The organism is Sinorhizobium sp. B11 (genome assembly GCA_039725955.1).
In the GTDB taxonomy this organism is placed as follows: domain Bacteria; phylum Pseudomonadota; class Alphaproteobacteria; order Rhizobiales; family Rhizobiaceae; genus Rhizobium.
The window spans coordinates 1,785,360-1,807,825 of record CP091033.1 but is presented as its reverse complement, the minus strand read 5'-3'; the positions used below and the strand labels follow the sequence as shown (position 1 = coordinate 1,807,825).

Sequence of the window (22,466 nt, the reverse complement as noted above, 5' to 3'; positions counted from 1 at the left end):
TGCCCCAAGCGATGGGTACCGATTTTTTGGAGGATTGAGGCGTTGGGATAACAGCCGAACCATTTTTGCTTCTCGTTCTGCTGCTTCTGCCTTTCGTCGGAAGCCTCCTCTCCATTTTCTTACTCAAGACGACTTCGCCACGGCTGCCTGCAGGTCTGGCAGCTATCATCGTCACCGCTTTGTTGCTGCTCACGGGAAGCTTTTATCCGGCGGTGGCGGACGGCGGGGTGGTGCGGTTTCGGGCGGAATGGCTGCCGCAGTTTGGCCTGGACTTCGCGTTGCGCATGGATGGTTTTGCATGGATTTTCACCATGCTTGTCACCGCAATCGGCCTTCTCGTCGTGCTTTATGCGCGCTACTACATGTCCGAGGAGGATCCGGTTCCACGGTTCTTCTCGTTCCTTCTTGCTTTCATGGGGGCCATGCTCGGCATTGTCGTCTCAGGCAATGTGATCCTGCTGTCCGTGTTCTGGGAACTGACCAGCATCTTCTCGTTCTTGCTCATCAGCTATTGGCATAACAATGCCAATGCGCGCGATGGCGCCAGAATGGCACTCACGATTACCGGGATTGGCGGCTTTTGCTTGTTGATCGGCTTCATTCTGCTCGGCAACGTGGTCGGCAGCTATGACGTCGACAAGATCCTCGATTCCGGCGACATCGTTCGCAGTCATCCTCTCTATCTGCCAACGCTGATTTTCATATTGCTAGGCGCTTTGACGAAGAGCGCGCAGTTTCCTTTCCATTTTTGGCTTCCCAACGCCATGGCCGCCCCGACGCCGGTTTCGGCCTTCCTTCACTCGGCGACCATGGTCAAAGCCGGTGTGTTCCTGTTGGTGCGTTTCTGGCCGGTGCTTTCGGGGACGTACGAATGGTTCTGGATCGTCGGCGTCGCCGGGATCTTAACCCTGCTGCTGGGCGCATATTTTGCGCTGTTCCAGCGCGACTTGAAAGGCCTCCTGGCCTATTCGACCATCAGCCATCTTGGATTGATCGTGACACTGCTGAGCCTCGGCAGCCCATTGGCGACCGTGGCGGCCATCTTCCATATGCTCAATCACGCGACCTTCAAGGCGTCGCTCTTCATGGCAGCGGGCATCATAGATCACGAGACCGGCACACGCGACATGCGCAAGCTCAGCGGTCTCTTCCGCTTCATGCCGTTCACAGCGACCTTGGCGATCGTGGCAAGTGCCGCAATGGCTGGCGTGCCACTCCTCAACGGGTTCCTGTCCAAGGAAATGTTCTTTGCCGAGGCGGTGGAGACCCATGCCGATTCGATCCTCGACCGTATTCTTCCCTATGTCGCGACCCTCGCCGGCGCCTTCAGCGTGGCCTATTCGCTGCGGTTCATTCACACGGTTTTCTTTGGTCCGCCGCCGACCGATCTGCCGGTCAACCGTCCACACGAGCCACCCAGATGGATGCGGTTTCCGGTCGAGTTCCTCGTCATCGTCTGCCTGATCGTGGGCATCATTCCGGCTATATCGATTGGTCCGTTTCTTCACAGCGCCGTAGTCAGCGTGCTCGGGACTGCTACTCCGGAATACAGCCTGGCGATCTGGCATGGCGTCAACCTTCCGCTCGCAATGAGCGCGATCGCTCTTGTCGGTGGCGCGCTCATCTATTTTTTGCTGAAGGATTACCTCAGTCGTTGCGATGACGGTCCGCCGCTGTTTCGCAGGCTCAAGGGGCAACGGGTCTTCGAGCGCGTAATTGTCGAACTATCCTGGCGATGGGCGCGTCTCGCCGAGGGGCGCCTGGGCACACGCAAGCTGCAACCCCAGCTGCGCTGGCTGATCGTGACTGGTTTTGCCGCAGGCACGTTGCCGCTTTATCTGAGTGGCTTCGAAAGCCGGCCGGTTACCTACGCGAGCGTCGATCCCGCCTTCACGGCGATCTGGATCATCGGCGTGTGCCTTGCGCTTGGCACAGCCTATACGGCGAAATACCACCGCCTGGCCGCACTGGTGATGCTCGGCGGTGTCGGTCTCGTCGTCTGCATCACGTTCATATGGCTTTCGGCGCCCGATCTCGCAATCACCCAGTTGCTCGTCGAAATCGTCACGACCGTCCTGATCCTTCTCGGCCTGCGCTGGCTGCCCAAACGGTCTGAGGGTTTTGGCGAGGCGATGACGTTGAGAGCACGGTTTCGCCGGTTTCGCGACCTTGCACTGGCCGTTCTCTGCGGCGTCGCCATGTCCTTCGTCGCCTATGCCGTGATGACGACGCCGGTGCCGGACGCGATTGCCAACTACTTTTTGGAAAATGCTTATTCCGAGGGCGGTGGCCGCAACGTCGTCAATGTCATTCTGGTGGATTTCCGCGGTTTCGATACGTTGGGAGAGATCGCCGTTCTCGGTGTCGTTGCGCTCACCGTCTACGGGCTGTTGCGCCGTTTCCGGCCTGCCGAAGACAGCATGAGGGCACCAGAGCAGCAGCAAGCGCAAAACCGCTTTGACGAGGAGCGTCCCGAGCGGTCTGCCGGCGATACCGTCCGCGACTATCTGCTGGTGCCATCGGTCATCATGCAGTGGCTTTTTCCAGTCATCATCACCTTCTCAGTCTACCTCTTCATCCGCGGACACGATTTGCCGGGCGGCGGCTTTTCGGCGGGACTGACGATGTCGATCGCCTTCCTGCTGCAGTATCTGGCGGGAGGAACACGCTGGGCAGAGGATCGCATCCGCATCCTGCCGCTCCGCTGGATGGGCGCGGGACTGCTGACCGCCGTTGCAACCGGGGTCGGGGCTTGGTTCCTTGGTTATCCGTTCCTGACTTCGCACTCCCGCTACGTCGATCTGCCGCTGATCGGAAAAGTGCCCGCGGCCACTGCGCTGCTCTTTGATCTGGGTGTCTTCTGTCTTGTCGTCGGATCGACGGTGCTCATCCTTGTCGCACTCGCACACCAATCCTTGCGCATCAACCGGCTGCGGATGATCGATGCGGCGAAATCGGAGGAGGCGTGATGGAACTGATCCTGTCGATTGCCATAGGGGTGATGACCAGTTGTGGTGTCTGGCTTATCCTGCGCCCGCGAACCTACCAGGTGATCATCGGCCTTTCACTGCTCTCGTACGCGGTCAACCTGTTCATCTTCGGGGTCGGCGGCGTCAAGGCAAACGTCCCGCCTATTCTTACTGACGATGCGGCGGGCCCTCTGGCCGATCCGGTTCCACAGGCTCTGGTTCTGACCGCCATCGTCATCGGCTTTGCGACAACCGCCTTGTTTCTGGTCGTACTCCTGGCGTCGCGCGGTCTGACGGGCAGCGACCATGTCGACGGGAGAAATGAGCCGCGATGAATGCCTGGGCCCACCATCTGATCATTGCTCCGGTACTCGTACCACTGGTCGCCAGCGCATTGTTGCTGCTCGTGGACGAGCGTCAACGATTGGCCAAGGCGATGATCAGTCTTGCATCGACTTTGGTTCTGACGGCCATCGCCATCTGCCTGTTTCGCATTGAAAGCGGCCCAAACGCCTTCGACGGCATCTATCTGCTCGGTAACTGGGCGGCCCCTTTCGGTATCGTCCTGGTACTTGACGGACTGTCGGCGCTGATGCTGCTGTTGACGGCGTTGCTGGCCGTTCCTGCGCTGATCTTCTCGCTCGCTCGCTGGCATGCGGTCGGCGCGCATTTCCACAGCATGTTCCAGATCCTGTTGGTCGGCGTCAACGGTGCCTTCCTCACCGGTGATCTGTTCAATTTATTCGTGTTTTTTGAGATCATGCTGGCGGCGTCCTATGGTCTGCTCCTGCATGGTTCCGGTCCGCTTCGGGTCAAGGCGGGCCTGCACTACATCGCCGTCAATCTGGTCGCAGCCCTGTTGTTCCTCATCGGTGTGAGTCTGATTTACGGCACGGCCGGGACCCTCAATATGGCGGACCTTGCAGCGCGCATTCCCGAAATGGAGCGCGATCGCCGTATGCTCATGGAGGCAGGAGCGGCGATCTTGGGCGTAGTCTTCCTCATCAAGGCGGGGATGTGGCCGCTCTGCTTCTGGCTGCCGACAGCATATAGTGCGGCATCAGCTCCAGTGGCTGGAATGTTTGCCATCATGAGCAAGCTCGGGATTTACATAATCCTGCGCCTGACGATGCTTCTGTTCGGAGAGGGGCCGCTGGCCGGATTTGGCGCCAACGTGCTCTTATACGGTGGTGTGGCGACGCTTGTCTTCGGGACGATCGGTGTACTGGCATCCCAGGCGCTCGGCCGGCTTGCGGGGTTTTCCGTACTCGTCTCGTCGGGCACCCTGTTGATGGTCCTCGGCATCAATGACGGTGCCGTATCATCCGGTGCGCTCCTTTATCTCGTCAGTTCGACATTGACGATCAGTGCCTTTTTCATGCTGATCGAACTTGTCGAGCGCGGACAGGACGCCGGCGCCAACGTCCTTGCGGTAACGATGGAAGCCTACGGAGACGCCGACGAGCAAACCGCCGATGAAGAAGAGGGCGTCACCATGCCCGGGACGATGGCGATACTGGGCATTTGCTTTGCTGCCTGCGGGATCCTGCTGTCCGGTCTGCCGCCGCTTTCCGGTTTCATAGCCAAATTTGCAATGCTGTCGGCAATGATGGGCACGGGTGCGATCGGGGTGCCGCCGACGGCGGCAATCTGGACACTGATCGTGCTCGTCATCCTCTCCGGTATCGCGGCGCTGATTTCCATGACGCGCGCCGGCATTCGCACCTTCTGGAGCTCGATCGAAGGCACAGTTCCGCGTGTCCTCGTGATCGAGATCGTCCCCGTGCTGTTTTTGCTGGCGCTCACTCTTGCCTTGACCGTGCAAGCGGGACCGGTCCTGCAATATATGGACTTAACCATTCGCACGCTGAGCAAGCCTGCAAACTATATCGATGCGGTCCACAACGCGGTACAGGTCCCGGGCTATCAGGGCCCGGCCGCGCCGGGAACGGAGAGCAACTGATGCTGCCTTATCCCGTTCTTTCGCTGTCGCTGCTCGTGATGTGGCTGTTGCTCAACGGCTTCACGGTCGGTCATCTTATTCTGGGTATCTTCGTCGCCGTGTTCGCCAGTTGGGCGATGGCGTCGTTGCGTCCGCAAAAGCCGCGATTGGTGAAGTGGTACCTGCTGCCCAAACTTTTTTTCGTCGTACTCTACGACATCCTCAAATCCAACATTGCGGTCGCGGGCATTATTATCCGGAGCGGTTCGCGCCGGCACGATCCGGGATTTCTGACCATTCATCTCGAAATGAGAAGCCCGTTCGCGTTGGCCGTTCTTGCCGTGATCCTGACAAGCACACCCGGATCTGCCTGGCTCGAATACGATTCCAACGAGAATTCCGTTCTTCTTCACATCCTCGATCTGCAGAACGAGACCGTGTGGCGAGACACGATCAAAAATCGATATGAGAAACTGCTGATGGAGATCTTCGCGTGAGCGCAATTATCTTGTTCAGCGCTGTTTCGATCGCTCAGTTGATGCTGGTCGCGTCGATGGCGATTGTTTCGGTGCGCATGGTCATCGGGCCCCGCGCGCAAGATCGGATTATCGGTCTCGACACCTTTTACATCAACGCCATGCTGTTGCTTGTGACTTTTGGCGTCGGCACGGGTCGCGTCCTCTATTTCGAAGCGGCATTGGTGATCGGGATTTTGGGATTTGTCTCCTCCGTCGCGCTGGCCAAGTTTTTGATGCGGGGTGAGGTGATAGAATGACTGCGGCTGCAGATATCCCGTTGTGGGCGGCCATCCTTGTCGCCTTCTTTCTTCTCGGTGGCGCTTCCCTGGCATTGATCGGAGCGATAGGCTTCCTGCGCCTCCCAACATTTTATGAACGTATTCACGCGCCAACGCTCGCAACCAGTTGGGGGATCGGCGGGATCATGCTCGCCTCGATGATCTTCTTCTCAGTCGGTTCAGGACGACTTGAGATTCACGAGATCCTCATCGGGATTTTTGTAACGGCGACGACGCCGGTTACTCTGATGATGCTTGCGCGCGCTGCTCTTTACCGTGATCGTGTCGAGAATGATGAAAGGGCGCCGCCAAAACAGATCGACCACGTTGCTGCAAGAAAACAAGGCAGCAACGGAGAGACTTGAACCTCCTCGGCCCCACGCTCATAGCCATAAGCGCGATTTTTCATGCGCATTGACGGCTGCGGCACCGCTGAGCCGTCCTCGTTGATACAGAGGACTATTGGGCGAAACGTTGGCTAGGTCGGAGATAGGCGACCTTCTCGGGCAGGTCAGATCCATTTAAGGTTTTCACCACTATAATGTCTAACAACCACTGCTCTACCATCGGGCAACGTACCTCGCCAACCTGATCCTCCATGCTTCAATTTTATCTGCATGATGTTGACCAAGCCAGCCGGCTCGATGTGTCTCGGCACCGAGGAGCTGTTATAAAGTGCTCTCGGTCCGATCAGCCACAAGAGGACGCAATGGCGAGCGAGAAGGATTTACGGCGCTTGGCTTTGTTGCTGGAAGGCACGACCGAGGTGCCACATTTTGATCGAGCCGCTTTCAAAGTGGCGCGAATCTACGCGACAATTGCGGCCGATCGCTTGACGGCCAACTTCCACTTCACGCCGGATGAGCAGGCGTTGAAATGCATGATACTGCCGGAGGTTTTTTCTCCCATTCCTAATGCCTGGGGCAAGAAGGGATGGACTGTAGGTATTCTGTCGGGCCTTAGCGAAGACGACCTCAACAACGCGCTACGGACGGCCTGGGCGCATGGGCAGAAAGCTCATAAACCGGCGCGAAAATGAATGCCGGCAACGCTAAAACAGCCAGACGAACTCCGACGCGGTCCTTCAAATCTTTTGAACGCCGAAGCCGGGAGACGGACACCGGCCTTGATCGCCCCAAGACGCCACTGATCAACGGCGACGACGAGAAGGTGGTAATCCGTCGCTCTCAGCAAGCGAGAACCCGGATCGAGAGACAGCTGGCAGCTTCTATACTTGTCTGAAAGCGCTAGGGCGTCGCCGAGCAGCCTCGAGCCGCGCCGCCCGTCGGCGCCGAGCCGAACGCGCTAGGCCAATAGCAACTACAGTGCAATTTTTCAAAGAAGTCTTCGTAAAAGGTTGTGTAGACCTGTCAACGCAACCGTCTGTCGTCGTCCGCCAGCCCATTCCGCTTTTCAGAGTGCTGCAGCACAGTTGGGAAGAGGTTCGGTGTTCGGTCCCAGCTTCGCTGCCATGTTGACCAGGTCGGGGAGAGACCTTGCTCTCATTTTCCTCATGACTTGTCCTCGATGCGCCTTTACAGTTATCTCGCTGATATTCAGCTTGAACGCCACCTGCTTGTTCAACAGGCCCTCAGCCACAAATTTCATTACCTGACGTTCCCGAGGCGTAAGCGACAGAAAATACGCTTCCAGACGGCTGGCGTCTTTCACCGCACTTACGGCTGCCTCGATCTCCTCCAGAAGATTGAGGCGATCAACAGACTTGGCCATGAATGTCACACGGAATTTGTTGGTTGCAACAGTCATCGCCCCACTGGCCCCTGCAGTCAGCACGATGACGGGGCAATACGAAGCACGCGAACAGATAAGATCCGTGAGATCTGAAACTGTCAGTTCTGCGGTTGTCGTATCAACGACGATGCAGGCATGCGTGCCGACCTGCACCAATCTGAGAAAGCTATCCGCCGAGTGATAGAATTCTGGCTGCCACCCAGACTGAGAAAAATCTCCGAGCAGGGCCGTACAGACGTCGGAGGCATTGCTCAGGATCGCCACCAGCGGGTCGCTGGTCGGTCTGTTCTGATGCTTTACGGAGGAGGTAAGGTGTCGAGTATAGTACATGTCATTCTCCCACGCCGATTATGTTCGCGCTGTTGCGATGCAAGACTTGAGGTAGACGTTTTGATAAAGGGCTTCTGTAGTCGTTTTAGACGAACAGCCCGCCTGCTGCGACTTAAGTGGCGTGATAGAACCTGAAAAAAACTGAAATATTCTCCCGCGGGTTGCGGAACAATGGTTGGCTCAATCTCCCCCTCTATGGTTTTATCACTACGATTTGAAACGGATAGAATTGGCTGGCATTGGGACAGATTGAGATTGGCCGCTTCGAGTACTCCGGATGGGAGCTTGATCTCGAGAAACGGGAGTTGCGCGCCATGGGCGCTCCGGTCCCGCTCGGCAGTAGAGCTTTCGATATCTTGGAAACCCTTGCGCTGTCCTCGGGTGGGATGGTCACTAAAGTCGACCTGATGAAGCGCGTCTGGCCAGGACTTGCGGTTGAGGACAATACCTTGCAGGTCCATATCTCAGCGATCCGGCGGGCGCTGGGAAAGGATCGCGAATTGCTGCGCACCGTCTCCGGTCGGGGTTATCGGTTGCTCGGGGAATGGGTCGAGCCCGAGTCGCAATATGCCGAACCGGTGCCTGCGCCTCGAAAGCAGGTGGGCGAACGAGGCGACTTTGTCTCAAACATCCCTTCAGCAGCGTCTGAACTCATAGGTCGTCAGGCCTCGGTTTCGCAGATTCACACACTCATGTCGGCCTATCGTGTTGTAACTCTGACGGGACCGGGTGGAATTGGTAAGACCGTGCTGGCGTCCGAGGTTGCCCGCCATCTCCAGCCGTCGATCGGCGGTGATGCGTATTTTGTCGAGCTCGTGTCTCTGTCCGATCCCCATCTGGTTCCGACAACTCTCGCCCAGGCCCTCGACCTGCGCCTCCAGGGCGACGACATCTCGACCGAGATCGTGGCAAGAGCCATAGGCAGCCGGAGGATGTTGCTCGTGATCGACAATTGCGAACACGTCGTCGACGCCGCCGCCGAGATGGTGGAGGCGATCCTGCGTGCTTGTCAGAACGTATCCGTGCTCGCGACCAGCCGAGAAATTCTGCGCATCGAAGGCGAATTCGCATACAGAGTGCCGCCGCTGGAAGTGCCGGCCAAGGAACAAGAAGCCGATCTGCTTCAACACAGCGCAATCCAGTTATTCATCGCTCGAACCCGGGCGCTGCAATCTGATTTTAACGTGACCAGGGAAAAGATCTCGGTGATTGCGGGTATTTGCCGGCATCTCGATGGAATTCCCTTGGCCATAGAGTTTGCAGCTGCACGTGCGGCCACTTTGGGCCTTCAACAGATTGCCGGTCGTCTGGATGATCGTTTCGTCCTCCTGACCGGCGGACGACGAACGGCGCTGCCCCGACATCGTACCCTGCGAGCCGCACTCGACTGGAGTTATGAGCTGTTGCCGGAAGGTGAACGCTTCCTCCTTCGCCAGCTCGCCGTCTTTCCCTCAGGTTTCACGTTGGAAGCTGCCACAGCGGCGAGCGGACAGCAAGAAGGTGAAGCTGCTTCCGGGCTTTCAAATCTCGTCTCGAAATCACTGGTCACCTTCGAAGGAACGGGCGCTGCGCCTCGATGGCGTTTGCTGGAGACCGTAAGGGTCTACTCCCTCGAGAAGCTGGGAACGGGCGCCGACTATCACGTGACGATGCGGCGATGCGTGGCGTTTTTCGCATCGTTCTTCCAGCCATTTTCAAACGAGAGTTCGCTACACGCAGCGATCGAACATCTTGGCCCCTTTAGACGGGAGATCGACAACCTGCGGGCAACTTTGAACTGGGCATTTTCACCCGGTGGTGACGGGACGTCGGGAGCCAAACTAGCAGCCGTTGCATCGGATTTCTGGATCGCCCTCGGTCTTGTGTCCGAATCCGGTGAATGGGCACAGAAGGCTCTCCCTTACCTTGAACGCACAGAAGGCAGCCGATCAGAAATGGTCCTTCAATGCGCCCTTGGATTTGCGCTGATTTATACAGAAGGGATGAGCGAACGAGGAAAGGATGTGCTGATCCGGGCGTTGTCGATTGCGAGAGCGCTGGATGATCGCGACTACCTGCAACGCGTAACTTGTGCCCTCTGGCTTTTTTGCGCCCGTTCGATGGAGTTAGACGATGCCCTTTTCTATGCGCGCGAATATGAGCGGGGAGCCAGTGGCCAGGACGAAAGGGCAACAGCAGCCTGGTTGATAGGCATCCCTCAAACCTATCAAGCCGAGCACTTGGAGGCGCAGGCCAGGCTCGATTGGGCTGCCCGACATTCGTCTTCCAACAATCGTCGCCGAGACATGCTGAGGCTCGGTGCAGACATTCGAACGTCTTCCATGGCCCATAACACGGTCAACATGATATCGCGGGGCCAACTCGACACTGCCTTGAGAACAGCGCAGGATTCAATCCTTGAAGCGCGCTCGACGAGACAACCCTTTGTCTCTTGTGTCGCTTTGGCCTGGGCTTCCGCTTTCCTATCCCTGAACCTCGAAAATTTTGTTCAAGCCAAAGAATGGGGCGAAGAACTGATCGAGCATGCGGTGCAGCACAATCTCAGACCATTTCACGCTGTTGGTGTGTGCGTGCGTGGCACTCTGGCGTCACGTTCGGGTTCGCCCGCGGACGGTATCGCCGACTTGTGTGCGGGACTTCGCGAAATGCGTGAGACGACATACTTGCTCTTCTACCCCTTTTTCATGTCTGAACTCGCAGCCGCGTTACACGGATCAGGGCGTTCGGATGAGGGCTTCAATCAGATTCATGAGGCATTGAAGTTTTCATCCGAGAAGGGTTATCACTGGATGGTCCCCGAATTGCTGCGCAGAAAAGCCGAGATTGTCGTGACACAACGAACCGGTGCAGGTCTGCAGATGGATTTATTTGAAGAGGCCAGCCAGAAAGCTTCCGCCCAGGGCGGTTTATATTGGGAGCTGACGGCCGGTATCAGCCTAGTCGAACACCTTGCCGGTCTCGGCGAACGTCGCTCGGCCCGGAAGATCCTCCTGCCCATTTACGAACGTTTCACGGAAGGCCTTACCGCACCGCGACTGTTGCGCGCGAAGGCATTGATAGCCGGTGACGTCTAGTGCTCGGTCGAAATTTTGACGCCGAGTCTTCTATTTACGAGGCGACAATTTCCCGCAAGATGACGGCGAGTTTGCAGCACGCGCTGCTCACAATCAATTCGGCGACGGACCGATGCGAGGCCAGCTTGCCGCGCAAAGGCGGCTCGCCAATATAGCTTTCAGGAGTAATCTCGATGCGGAATCTCCACGATTATAAAGTTGCCCCGCCTGACTATGTGACACTGAAGGGTCGCCACGGCACGGTTGAACCTTATGTTCACGACCTGCATCTTCAGAAATTGTGGGATGGACTGGGAGGGATGGGGATAAACCCTCTGCTCCTGTATTTTGTCCAGGACGATTTTGGCGGAATCGACGATTTCGGCAGGTGGCTGAAGGAGGTCAAGAATAATGGCTGGCTGACACATATCTTCCGCAGCAACATTACAGGTGAAATCGTGGGGATGGCGAGTTTCATGCGCGCTGACCCGTCAAACGGCGTGGTCGAAATAGGGGGCGTCGCCCATGGAGCTGGAATGAAGCGCTCCCCGCTTTCCACCGAAGTGCACTATCTTCTGGCAAAGCACGTATTTGAAGTCCTTGGATACCGCCGTTACGAGTGGAAGTGTGACAACAAAAACGAGCCGAGCAAAACGACGGCCGCGCGCTATGGCTTCAGTTTCGAAGGCGTTTTCCGCCAGCATATGATCTCGAAGCAGCGCAATCGCGATACTGCCTGGTTTTCGATGCTCGACAATGAGTGGCCTACGCTCAAGGCTGCATTCGAGGATTGGCTCTCTCCTGACAATTTTGGAGCAGAAGGAAGGCAATTGCGTCGGCTGGAGGATATCCGCGCGGAGTTGTCCGGGCAAAGCTCTCAAGAAGCTTAGGATCTGCAAGTGATCGTGGATGCTAGGAAGGCAAAAAAACGCAAACGCCGTGGCATTCTTTCGTGACGATCAACCCCAGGGTCGGTGGGCTTTTAGGCTTCTACTGATTGCAGGACGGGCGCCGGTGAAGCCTGGTGCCCTCCGGTAGCATCACGTACACGACGCGATTCGAATTTCCGCGAGAGAGCGGGCAGCCGCCAAAAGCGGCAACCCGGTTTGGACACTGCCAATAAAGCGGACAGGTGTCGTTTTGATCGTTTTCAAATCTGGTCGCGCAGCGACTTGAAGGAGGCGCGCAGCTCCTCGGTAAACAGCTCCGGCTGTTCCCAGGCGGCGAAATGCCCGCCCTTGGCCGGCCTGTTGTAGTGGATGAGCTTCGGATAGGCCTTTTCGGCCCAGCTCTGCGGCGCCTGGTAGATCTCGTCCGGGAAGGCGCTGACGGCCACCGGTATCTTGATGCCGCGCGGATCGAAGAAGCCGCCGGAGGGGAAATGCGCATTGTCCCAATAGAGCCGCGCAGACGAGATCGCCGTGTTGGTCAGCCAGTAAAGCGTGACATTGTCGAGGACATCGTCAGGCGTCAGACCTTCCTTTTCTCCGTTGAAGGATCGGGCGATCATTCGGTAGCTCCGGATGTCGTGGTCGAGCATCCACGAGGCGAGGCCAACAGGCGAATCCACGATGCCGTAAAGCGTCTGCGGCCGATTGTTCATCTCGATCGCATAACCGAGGCCGTTCTTGTAGAAATCGTCGAGCTGCTCATAGGCGCGTTTTTCATCGGCCGTGAGATCTGCCGGCGCCGGCGCCCCTGCTGACAGCAGCTTGGCGATGTCGGCAGGCACGGTGGCTGCCATGTTGGTATGGATGCCGATAAGGCCGGCAGGCTCCTGCACCGCCATGAGCTCGGTCACCGCATTGCCCCAGTCGCCGCCCTGGGCGACGTATTTGGTATAACCGAGGCGCTGCATCAGCACGGCCCAGGCCTTGGCGATGCGCGGCGGGTTCCAGCCCGCTTCCTTCGGCTTGCCCGAGAAGCCGTAGCCCGGCAGCGAGGGAATGACGACATCAAAGGCATCGGCCTCGGTGCCGCCAAAGGCGGTAGGGTCGGTCAGCGGCTTGATGATCTTCATCTGCTCGATGATCGAACCCGGCCAGCCATGCGTGATGATGATGGGCAACGCCTTTTCATGCTTGGACTTCACATGGATGAAGTGAATGTCCAGCCCGTCGATCTCGGTCATGAACTGCGGGAAGGAGTTCAGCCGTGCCTCGACCTTGCGCCAGTCATGCGCCCGCCAGTATTTGGCGACTTTCTGGATCGTGTCGAGCCGCACGCCCTGCGTATCGTCGGAGACTGTCTCACGGTCCGGCCAGCGGGTTGCGGCAACGCGCCGGTGCAGATCCTTAAGCTGCTCGTCGGTCGCGGAAAACTTGAATTGCCTTATGTCGGCGCTCGGTGCCGAAGCGGCCGGCGTGCCCGGAAGCATCCCGACCGCCGCCGCAGTAGCGGCTGCGGCAAGAAGCTTTCGACGTGTGAGCTCAGTCTGTATGCGGGACATGGTATCCTCCTATGTGTGGGTTGATGTGGAGGAAGTTGACACTGAAAGCGCGTTTGACCTATTGCACCATGGTATCGCCGATATCTTCGTATGTAGCTCGCCGCTCGCATGACCGGGCAAGGTTCTCAGAACCCCTTCTACGGGCTATACTTCGCGCCGAATGAAAAACTCAGCGCGACAGGGTCGTCTCAACTGGACTCAGTCTGCTCGACCGCGCATCGACGGTCAGGTCGGGAGAGTGCTCCCCGACTGTTCGCTCACCATGTATTCGGCATACCAGTCCGGCCATGCCTCGTCATGTTTCCCGCCCGTGCTTTTTTCATGTTCGCCATGCGCTTCGGCGGCGCGACGAAGGGCGTTCGCAAGATCGGCGGCGGAGCTGAATGTTGCAGCTTCGACCCGGCCCGGTAGTCTTGTGGTAACTTCCTGAAAGAGCCATCCGTTACCGTCCGGATCCGTGAACGAGGCGAATGAGCCATAGCTGGCACGAGACGGGTGGGGGCCGTGGAGCCGCCGGTCTGTGCCCTTGTGGTGAAACACTCCACCTGCATCATGGAAGACATCGCTCATTTCAACGCCGTGAGCGGCAAGGGCCGCATGGGCCATCTCGATATCCGAGACGATGAGGTGCAGGCCTTGCGCCGATCCCGGGACGGCCGCAGTAACGTTACTACCGAAGATGACCGAGCAAGGCGATCCGCGAGGCGTTACCTGGACGACCCTGAAGCCGTCCGCGCCGGAGACGTCGGCGTCTAGCCTCCACCCAAGGCCCGTGTAGAAGGACTTTGCGCGATCGACGTCGGAGACCGGTATCACGACTACCTCGAGTTTCATGTCAATGTCATTGGCGGCGGTGGCAGGCTGCGTGTTGTGCTCCTGAATGGTCATTTGCTTTCCCTCTATGTGATCTCTGCGGACCGTCCGCAGCGGGCGTGACGATGCTCTGGCGCACCGGTCGCGTCCATTGTCCCATGGTGTTGGTTCCAATCTGGGATAGGCCGGAAAGCTCCTTCCAAGGTATCGACGATACCTTTGTTCAACGGGTTCCAGGAACGGAGTGGAACCGCAAGCCGTTCACCGCCACGCATATGGCAGCACTGGCGGGTCGCGCGCGCTCGAACATCTCAGGGGTATCGGCGTGGAACTGCAGATGGTTTCCACGCGCACAGCCGTTCACATCGGCGATTTCTTTGCGATGTTCCCTATGGGCGGCAACGAACCAATCCAGGAGATCGAAGCAAATCTCCTGTCATCGGCCAAGATTGCGCTCGATGAGCTGGTCTGGTGGGCAAAGGCCACTATGGGCGCCAAAGCGACTGAAGCTCGAAGGGTTATGAGCGGAGTTCAGGGACGGGCTCCACAACTCTCCATTGCTCCAGAGGTCACGTAAATGACAAGGAAAACCCCGGCCGACCCTTATGGTCCGCCGGGTTTTTTGTTGCCCCTCAGGATCAGGCAGCCTGAGCTACCGACAGTGCCGAAAGGATCTCGTTCGTATCGACGATGGCGCTTGCGTAGCTCGGCATGTTGATCTCCAGAGCGGCGTGCATCATCTCATGCGAGTAGTCGGCGACTGCGTCCTTGACGACGGTCACGTCGTAGCCGAGTTCGGCGGCGTAGCGGACCGTCGCCTCGATGCAGGTATGGGCAACGAGCCCGATCACGATGAGCCTCTGGATTCCATGCCGCTTCAGTTCGAGATCGAGATCGGTGTTGGCGAAGCCGCTTGAGCACCAGTGTTCGGAGGCGACGACTTCACCTGCCTGCGGTACGAACTCGGCGCGGAATTCTCCGCCCCAGGTGCCGAACTCGAAGCTCTTGCGATGCCATGCCGCGCGCTGGATAGGAGCGATGAACTTCCAATTCTCGTAGTCGCCGGGGCGATACCGGTGATGCATCGCATAGAAGACGCGAAGTTTCGCCTGGCGTGCCGCGTTCAGCACCTGGAGCATATGCGGTACGCAGTTGTTCGCCTCCGCCACCTCCTTGATCCTTGGCCAGATCTTCCCGCCTTCAGAAATGAAGTCGTTGTACGGATCAACCACCAGCAGACCGGTGTTGTTCCGGTCGAAAGTCAGTTGGGTCATGGGGTATTCCTCCGGATGCTCAGGCCGCTTTCGTGGAGGCGGCGTTTTTCAGCGCCGCCCGTTCGATGCTTGCGGCGAACAGGGGTGTCTCGCCCTTGTTGTGTGCGATCGACATCGGTTGCCGCTGAGTCCGGAAGATATCGAAGGGGATGCCTTGGCGTTCGAGCGAAGCCATCATCTCGTCCGTCGCATAGGACCTGACCCGGTTTGTGAATTCGCATCGACCTGCGTCGAGTTTCTTGACGCTGAGCTCCCAAGTGACGTGGATCGTCACGCGGCCATTCGGCGTGAACACGTCGGAATCCGAGTCGAGAATGAGATGATCCTTCTCCCCGAGGGTTTCGAGGTAATGCTGGACCATCAGGCTTCCGCCGATCGTCTCGACATTGATCGACATTCGCGTGCCGTCGGGCGCCGTCGTGAAGCCCGCGGCAATGTGCGCCGGAGAGCATCCCTGGTATTCCTTCTCGGGCAGGGTGAAGCACCACTTCGGAATATCCACCTGTTCGATCGGGGCATTGATGATTGCCGAAAAGCTGGAATCGACGATCTGGTTTTCGATGCTGTGCATGTGACGTCTCCATGGCTGGTTGGGTGGTTCGTGCGGAAGACCGCGCCTTCATCACCGCGGCTGGGGGCCGCGCGATTTCTCTGATTGGACGAACGGCAGGATGAGATGTGCGCCCGCGCGACCTGCCGTTCCGACGCGCGGGCGCGGCTCCGGCCTACTTGTCGGCCAAAGTCTGCGTGTAGTGCCCGAGGCGCGCTTCGACGTCGGGGTTCGTCTGAAGCCCCATTTCCATCAGGCGGCCGATGTTCTTTTGCGCCACCGGGCGCTGGACGGACTGGATGAAGGCGTCCCAACCAGCTCCGATTTCCGGATCGCTCGGGAGGCTCGCGAAATCGACGAGCCGCTTCGTATCGGCGATCGCCTGGCGGTCGAAACCGGAAATCCTGGCGGCGAGTGCATCTACGAACGGGTCGAGCTTATCGTCGTCGAACGAACGATTGACGTAGCCGTATTCCTCGGCGAGTTCGCCGTTGATGTCATCAGACCCGAGAAGCACTTCGAGCGCACGGCCGCGGCCCATCAGACGCGGGAGGCGCGCCATCGGACCACCACCCGGAACGAAGCCGGCTCCGACCTCCCACTGGGAAAGGATTGCATTCTCCTTGCTGGCAAACCGCATGTCGCTGGCGAGCGCCAATTCGCTGCCGACGCCTGTGGCTCGCCCGCGGATGAGGGCGATGGAGACAACGGGCGCCTTGCTGATGCGAACGAGCATGTCCGGCAGAGGATGGAGGCCGGTCTTCCCATAGGGAAGGCTCGTGGATTCGGAGAGCGGCGGCGTAAAGTTATAGTGGGTGAGGAAGAAGCCCGGGACCGCGCTGTCGAAGACGACGACCCTGAGATTCGGGTCCGCTTCAATCTCCTCGACGACCTTCTCCATTTGCGGAATGGTCTCCGGCCCGAATATGTTGAAAGGCGGATTGTCGAAGGTGACACGCCAATATGCGGGCGTGCGCTTCTCGATCCGGATCTGCGGCTTCTCGCTCGCAGGCTGTGACTTGGCGTCGGCCGGACGATCGGTCTTCTCCGCGACCATGGTCTGCCCGGAAAGCGCGAGCGCGGGAAGCATGAGCACTGCCGCAGCCGTCAGGAACTTCGACGATGCGATCATTGCGCTCGTCGAGATGGGTGATCTGACTTTCATGAATACCTCCATTCAGGTTGTTTAAAACGATGTCGCTAGGATTCGATCTCGAGCACGAGTTCGATTTCGACCGGCATTCCCAACGGAATGCTGGAGACGCCGAGGACGATGCGGGGCGGAACCGACGACGCGCCAAAGACATCCCGCAGAAGCTCGGATGCTCCGTCAGCCACCTTTGGGTGTTCCTGGAAATCGCCGGGCGATGCGATGTAGACGCCGAGCTTGGCGATACGGGTGATCTTGTTCAGCGACCCCAGGTGGGCTTTCGCCGCGGCGAGCCCGCTGAGGCAAGCAGCACGGGCGGCGTCGTATCCTTCAAGAACCGAAAGACCCTCGCCAATGCGCCCGTGGTAGATGGCCTCGTGTCCGATCACGGGGAGCATTCCGCTGAGGAAGAGAAGCGGGCCGACCTGGACCGCCTCGACATAGGCGCCGAAAGGTGTTGGTGGGGGAGGGAGCTCGATATCAAGTTCCAGCAATCGTGCGTCAGCGCCAGGGACTACCATTTTCCAAGATGTGCGCCGTTGTCGACGTGCAGCACCTCCCCGGTGATATTGGTCGATTCCGTCAGATAGACGACGCCGTTGACGATCTCCTGGACGGCGGTGATCGTGCCCATTGGCGAGAGAGACTTCAGAAAGTCCTTCGGATCCATTTCATGCATCGGCGTGTCGACGATGCCGGGAGCAACGGCGTTCACCCGGATATTGTGCTTGGCGAACTCCATCGCGAGACTCTTCGTGACGGCATTCAGGCCGCCCTTGGTGATCATGGCGAACGACGCGGTCACGCCGGCGATCGGGTGGTCCGTCAGCGAAGTCGTTATCGTGACGATGCTTCCGCCCGATCCCTGGCGGAGCATTTGCCGGATCGCGTGCTTGGTGAAATGAACGAACCCTTCGACATTCGTCGCGGTAAGCTGCCGAAGGTCGTCGATCGTGTATTCGAGGAATGGCTTGGTGAAAAAGATACCGGCATTGTTCACCAGCGCGTCGATCGATCCGAAGCGTTCGATCGCACGTTGGGCCACGCGTTCGGCGGTCGCCGGATCGCCCACGTCGCCATCGACCAGTTCCAGGTATTCCATCGTGTCGGCCAACAATGCCCGAGTGGCGCGTCGCGATGTGCCGACGACATTGTAGCCTCTCGCGATGAACGATCTGACCAGTCCGGCCCCGATCCCCTGCGACGCGCCGGTGATCAGGATTGTCTTACGCGTGCTCATTTCGCACCTCCGTTTTTGGACACACGGGATTCCTCGCCCGCCGAGGCACGGTGGGCTCGCCAGGATTTTCAAGGTCATGTCTCTGCTGTTGCGGACAGGAACGATCGTCGCCAGCCGCCGTGACGACACCATCTCGCGGATTGCTGCGTCTCACTATTGTACGAAGGTGTCCCCGATACCTTTGGATCGGGTGTCAGATATGAGGTGCAATAGACCCGCCACGACGCGGTCGCTCAGATGCGATGGAGGGCGATAGGTTTGCGCCGACACCATCGTACAATGGATTACGCCACTATCGCCGTGCATGCTGCCTTCGTCGGCACGGTCACTGAGTGTGAGGGGCGTTATCTCCTTCCGCAAGGCGACCGACTGCCGGCAGGTCGGCGTAGCTCGCCAAACGAATCCGGAAAGAGGTTTCGACATGAACGAACGTTTCGAGGAGATCACGGGCGCGGAACAGAAGACAGGGGATGGTGGCCCCCTGGATGCGCTGATCGAATTCTACAGGGCATTTAATTCGGCCGATATGGCGGGCCTGGAAGGGGTCTGGTTCCCCGGGCAGGCTCCGAGCATGGACAACCCCATCGGTGGGATCCGTCGCGGTTGGAATGAGATCGCGGGGGGCTATGCCAAGCTGTTCGGTGGCGCCGCCACAGTGAACGTCACGTTCCACGACTTCACGAGCCAAGGCGGACGAGAGTGGCATCTCTTCGTCGGTCGCGAGCGGGGCAAGTGCCGCACTGCCAGCGACAGTCTGGATGTCGCCTTCCGCACAACCCGCTGGTTCGTTCGGATGGACGGCGCCTGGAGGCAACTCCATCATCACGGCTCCGTCGAGGATCCGCAGATGCTAGCAGACTATCAGAAGCTGATTTTCGGCAGCAGCAAATGATCACAGCGCCAGCACGGATGCGGCTCTGTGATCGCGTATGATTGTCTTGACCAAAGGCCGAAACAACATCGGTTCATCACGCCGGCGTCTGGATCGCCTGTGGGAACGCGTTGGCGCTTCCATCAGAAGGTTTCGACCCATCCTACCGGTGATCTGGCGGCGCTCGTGGCTTCCCTTGAAGCTCGCGTCGTTTGACGGCACAGCTAAGGACGTTGTCCGCGAACGAGAGGCGCGACATCAGTGCCGAGAAACTCGATAGAGCGGCGCATCGCCTTGGTCTCCAGGGCAGCGGTGCTCATCTGGAAGGTGATGCGAGACACTCCGCGCAAGGTCTCGTTAAGATGCAGGATCTTGGCCGCAACCGTCCGCGGGCTGCCAACCAGGAATGCGCCGTTCGGACCGCACATCTGATCGAACTGGGCCTTCGTCGGCGGCGGCCAGCCCCGTTCCCGTCCCGCGTCGGAGAACATTTGGAACCAACCCGGAAAGAACGCTTCCCTCGCAGCCGCGTCCGTCTCTCCCACAAAGCCGAGGGCATGGACGCCGACCTTCTGGCCCTGCCGGGGGTGACCCGCGGCGTCCCATGCGCGGCGATAGAGATCGACCAGAGGCAGGAACCGCTCGAAGCTTCCGCCGATAATGGCGACCATCAACGGCAAACCGAGTGTTCCAGCTCGGACGAAGGATTCGGGTGTGCCGCCGACGCCCAGCCAGATTGGCAAATTCGGCTGGTGTGGACGGGGAAACACGCCCTCGCCATTGATCGCAGGACGAAAGCGACCCTGCCATTTGATGTTGGGTTGCTCCATGATCTTCAGCAACAGGTCCAGCTTTTCCGCGAACAGCGTATCGTAGTCCCGCAGGTCGAATCCAAACAGCGGATACGCCTCGACCGAAGAGCCACGACCGACCACGATTTCAGCTCTTCCGCCGGATATCAGATCCAGTGTGGCAAATTCCTGGAAGAGCCGCACGGGATCGGCGGCGCTGAGGACAGCAACAGCGCTTGTCAGTCGGATCGACTTCGTGCGTGCCGCGGCGGCCGCAAGGATGACGGCCGGGGCTGAATCGAGCGCGTTCTCTCGATGGTGTTCGCCCATTCCGAAGACATCGAGGCCGACTTGATCTGCGAGCTCGATCTCCGCAAGCACGCTCTCCATGCGATCGATGGCTGACTGCAATCGCCCCGTGGCGGGGTCGGTCAGGAGCATTGCAAAACTATCGATACCGATTTCCAATGTCGGATCCTTTCAAGATGACGTGTCCGCTGGGCGCAAGTTGGGCGATGCGCAGCGACAGATACGCGCCTTTCATCCTACTTCCGCCAGCGCCGCGCCACCCTCCTTATTAGGATGATGATGATCGATAAATTCGATGGGTGCTTCCCACGTGACGGGGCGCTGAGTTCCCGTCATGCCCAGGCATCGACGTCCATCACTGCCTGCGCGAAGGCGCCTGGTGCTTCCTGCGGAAGGTTGTGGCCAATCCCACCTGTGATCAGACGGTGTTCATATCTTCCCTTGAATTTCGCGGCGTAGGTCTTGGGATCCGGATGAGGTGCCCCGTTCGCGTCGCCTTCGAGCGTTATTGTCGGGACCGATAGGTCTGGGGCCTTGGCGAGCACGGCCTCGTATTCGTCGAACCGGTCCTCGCCGGGTGCCAGTCCGAGACGCCATCGATAGTTATGGACGACGATCGCCACATGGTCGGGATTGGCGAATGCAGCGGCGCTTCGCGAGAACGTTTCGTCGTCGAATTTCCAATGTGGGGAGGCGAGCTGCCAGATAAGCTTGGCGAAGTCGTTCGTGTATTTCTCGTAGCCTTCGCGACCGCGATCAGTGGCGAAATAGAATTGATACCACCACTGAAGTTCGGCGGTCGGCGGCAGTGGCGCCTTTCCGGCAGACTGGTTCCCGATCAGATAGCCGCTGACCGATACGAGGGCTTTGCAGCGTTCCGGCCAAAGAGCCGCGACTATGTCGGCTGTCCGCGCTCCCCAGTCGAAGCCTGCGATCGTAGCCTGCTTGATCCCTAGGGCGTCCATCAGCTTGATGATGTCGACTGCAATTGCGGCCTGCTGGCCGTTGCGTTTCGTCTCCGCCGATAGGAAGCGCGTGCCCCCGTAACCCCGCAGGAAGGGCACGATGACGCGGTGTCCTCGGTCGGCAAGGAGAGGTGCGACCTGCGCGAAGCTGTTGATGTCGTAGGGCCAGCCGTGCAGCAGCAAGACTGGTGATCCAGTCGCCGGTCCTATGTCGGCATAAGAGGCGAACAAGTCTCCTGCCTCGACGCCCTTGTTTGCTTCGAGAGTGGCTCCGTCAGCAGCTGTCGGTATATCCACACCCGTGGTCGCCTGAGATGCTTGGGTCGTCTTTTCGCCGAGGACACCCGCCGCGGCAATAGCGAGTGCAACGCTGCCGAACGATCGACGTGTGAGATTTGCGGGTACGAAATTGAACATTGCGCCAGTCTCCGATGGTCATTGCTTATCCTGGGTTAAGGCTGCGCTCTCGATCAGGATTCCGTGAGTGTTTGCGCTGGCCTTTCGTACCGAGATCTGCTGTCGATCCGTACCCGGAAACATTGAGGCTGGCCCATGCGGAGCGCTATTGCACGATGGTATCGCCTATAAAAACGTATCCCCTATACCAAGGTGCAAATGCCTTCCTGACGGTTCGCCGACATAGTCTCGGTCGAAGCCGGGGGTTGCGATCAACCGCGGCCAAAAATCGGGAGCAGATGATGATCTACCGCGCTGCGAGTTCAAGCTTTCCGCTTGTTGCGATCGTAATTGCCATGGTGGCGATCGTCGGAGTTCTGATTGCCATCGGCGATCGGCCAGCACCGACCCGTATCTGGGTACCTTCCGCTTCCGTTGGTTCCGGAGCGACCGCCGCTGTGTCGGACCCAGTTTGAGCTGCCAAGGGAAAAACAATCATGCCAAGCCCAATCGATAGGCCGTGTCTTCGCCCGCTCATGCCGGAGGAGGTGTCGTTGGCCGCAGACGTCCTGAAGGAGTACTGCGAGGCTCGACGTTGCAACAGAAAAAGCGAGGAAGCGGAGGCTGTGGCACGGGATATTATTCGCTGGCTCCAGACCGGAGTTCCGAGCCGGGAGCGGCTTCAGGAAGTCCTCAGAGCAAGATATTGAGACCTCTCATGCCGCGCGTTTGCTGACCTGGGACGGCATCGGGTCAGCAAAGCTCACAGGCACGGTACCGTTTGTCACGTCGAAGACCACCTCCGTGCCTGGAAAT

20 protein-coding genes and 1 pseudogene are annotated in these 22,466 nt (G+C 58.7%); 11 read left to right on the top strand and 10 right to left on the bottom strand.

Annotated elements, in window-relative coordinates:
* Positions 1–65: 65 nt before the first annotated feature.
* The 7 genes from LVY75_08180 (at position 66) to LVY75_08150 (ending at position 6,746) form a co-directional block, all read left to right on the top strand.
* Positions 66–2,969: a monovalent cation/H+ antiporter subunit A gene (locus LVY75_08180; GenBank protein ID XAZ20104.1), complete on the top strand. Its 2,904-nt coding sequence runs from the start codon at positions 66–68 to the stop codon at positions 2,967–2,969.
* Complete coding sequence (locus tag LVY75_08175) at positions 2,969–3,304, top strand: Na+/H+ antiporter subunit C (protein ID XAZ20103.1); 336 nt, start codon at positions 2,969–2,971, stop codon at positions 3,302–3,304. Before LVY75_08180 ends, LVY75_08175 begins: the two co-directional genes overlap by 1 nt.
* Complete coding sequence (locus tag LVY75_08170) at positions 3,301–4,932, top strand: monovalent cation/H+ antiporter subunit D (protein XAZ20102.1); 1,632 nt, start codon at positions 3,301–3,303, stop codon at positions 4,930–4,932. Before LVY75_08175 ends, LVY75_08170 begins: the two co-directional genes overlap by 4 nt.
* Positions 4,932–5,408, top strand: coding sequence for a Na+/H+ antiporter subunit E (locus LVY75_08165; protein ID XAZ20101.1), 477 nt, complete (start codon positions 4,932–4,934; stop codon positions 5,406–5,408). Before LVY75_08170 ends, LVY75_08165 begins: the two co-directional genes overlap by 1 nt.
* On the top strand, positions 5,405–5,686 hold the full coding sequence (locus tag LVY75_08160; protein ID XAZ20100.1) for a K+/H+ antiporter subunit F: 282 nt from the start codon (positions 5,405–5,407) through the stop codon (positions 5,684–5,686). The genes LVY75_08165 and LVY75_08160 overlap by 4 nt, the downstream gene beginning before the upstream one ends.
* Entirely contained in the window at positions 5,683–6,072 is a 390-nt protein-coding gene (gene mnhG, locus LVY75_08155; GenBank protein ID XAZ20099.1) for a monovalent cation/H(+) antiporter subunit G, read from the top strand. Before LVY75_08160 ends, mnhG begins: the two co-directional genes overlap by 4 nt.
* 344 nt (positions 6,073–6,416) lie before the next feature.
* Entirely contained in the window at positions 6,417–6,746 is a 330-nt protein-coding gene (locus tag LVY75_08150) for an MmcQ/YjbR family DNA-binding protein (protein ID XAZ20098.1), read from the top strand.
* 374 nt (positions 6,747–7,120) lie between these two features.
* On the opposite strand, the gene LVY75_08145 is transcribed toward LVY75_08150, so the two are convergent.
* Positions 7,121–7,789 (bottom strand): LuxR C-terminal-related transcriptional regulator, encoded by a 669-nt coding sequence (locus LVY75_08145; GenBank protein ID XAZ20097.1) that lies wholly within the window; start codon positions 7,787–7,789, stop codon positions 7,121–7,123.
* A gap of 239 nt (positions 7,790–8,028) precedes the next feature.
* Between LVY75_08145 and LVY75_08140 the strand changes: the two genes are divergently transcribed.
* The gene (locus tag LVY75_08140) at positions 8,029–10,863 is read left to right on the top strand and encodes a winged helix-turn-helix domain-containing protein (GenBank protein XAZ20096.1); all 2,835 of its coding nucleotides are present in this window, start codon (positions 8,029–8,031) and stop codon (positions 10,861–10,863) included.
* A 173-nt stretch (positions 10,864–11,036) separates the two neighbouring features.
* Entirely contained in the window at positions 11,037–11,732 is a 696-nt protein-coding gene (locus tag LVY75_08135) for a GNAT family N-acetyltransferase (GenBank protein XAZ20095.1), read from the top strand.
* A 260-nt stretch (positions 11,733–11,992) separates the two neighbouring features.
* Here the strand turns inward: LVY75_08135 and LVY75_08130 are convergent, their stop codons facing one another.
* Both LVY75_08130 and LVY75_08125 read right to left on the bottom strand, forming a co-directional pair.
* Positions 11,993–13,291, bottom strand: a complete 1,299-nt coding sequence (locus LVY75_08130) for an epoxide hydrolase (GenBank protein ID XAZ20094.1) — start codon at positions 13,289–13,291, stop codon at positions 11,993–11,995.
* Between the two features lie 225 nt (positions 13,292–13,516).
* On the bottom strand, positions 13,517–14,179 hold the full coding sequence (locus tag LVY75_08125) for a VOC family protein (protein ID XAZ20093.1): 663 nt from the start codon (positions 14,177–14,179) through the stop codon (positions 13,517–13,519).
* Positions 14,180–14,346: 167 nt separating this feature from the next.
* On the opposite strand from LVY75_08125, the pseudogene LVY75_08120 reads away from it, so the two are divergent.
* Positions 14,347–14,681, top strand: a pseudogene (locus LVY75_08120) (hypothetical protein).
* A 61-nt stretch (positions 14,682–14,742) separates the two neighbouring features.
* Here LVY75_08120 and LVY75_08115 read toward each other — a convergent pair.
* From LVY75_08115 to LVY75_08095, 5 genes are all read right to left on the bottom strand, one after another.
* Positions 14,743–15,378 (bottom strand): cysteine hydrolase, encoded by a 636-nt coding sequence (locus LVY75_08115; protein XAZ20092.1) that lies wholly within the window; start codon positions 15,376–15,378, stop codon positions 14,743–14,745.
* 19 nt (positions 15,379–15,397) lie between these two features.
* Complete coding sequence (locus tag LVY75_08110) at positions 15,398–15,949, bottom strand: hypothetical protein (protein XAZ20091.1); 552 nt, start codon at positions 15,947–15,949, stop codon at positions 15,398–15,400.
* Between the two features lie 154 nt (positions 15,950–16,103).
* Entirely contained in the window at positions 16,104–17,093 is a 990-nt protein-coding gene (locus tag LVY75_08105; GenBank protein ID XAZ20090.1) for an enoyl-CoA hydratase/isomerase family protein, read from the bottom strand.
* A 35-nt stretch (positions 17,094–17,128) separates the two neighbouring features.
* The gene (locus tag LVY75_08100) at positions 17,129–17,599 is read right to left on the bottom strand and encodes a RidA family protein (protein XAZ20089.1); all 471 of its coding nucleotides are present in this window, start codon (positions 17,597–17,599) and stop codon (positions 17,129–17,131) included.
* Positions 17,593–18,318 carry an SDR family oxidoreductase gene (locus tag LVY75_08095; GenBank protein XAZ20088.1) on the bottom strand — a complete coding sequence of 242 codons (726 nt, stop codon included), beginning with the start codon at positions 18,316–18,318 and terminating at the stop codon, positions 17,593–17,595. Before LVY75_08095 ends, LVY75_08100 begins: the two co-directional genes overlap by 7 nt.
* A gap of 421 nt (positions 18,319–18,739) precedes the next feature.
* Between LVY75_08095 and LVY75_08090 the strand changes: the two genes are divergently transcribed.
* A complete protein-coding gene (locus tag LVY75_08090) occupies positions 18,740–19,210 on the top strand; it encodes a nuclear transport factor 2 family protein (protein XAZ20087.1) in 471 nt (156 codons plus the stop codon).
* 203 nt (positions 19,211–19,413) lie between these two features.
* Here the strand turns inward: LVY75_08090 and LVY75_08085 are convergent, their stop codons facing one another.
* On the bottom strand, positions 19,414–20,448 hold the full coding sequence (locus LVY75_08085; GenBank protein ID XAZ20086.1) for an LLM class flavin-dependent oxidoreductase: 1,035 nt from the start codon (positions 20,446–20,448) through the stop codon (positions 19,414–19,416).
* A 173-nt stretch (positions 20,449–20,621) separates the two neighbouring features.
* Positions 20,622–21,671 carry an alpha/beta hydrolase gene (locus LVY75_08080; protein XAZ20085.1) on the bottom strand — a complete coding sequence of 350 codons (1,050 nt, stop codon included), beginning with the start codon at positions 21,669–21,671 and terminating at the stop codon, positions 20,622–20,624.
* Positions 21,672–22,466 lie beyond the last annotated feature (795 nt).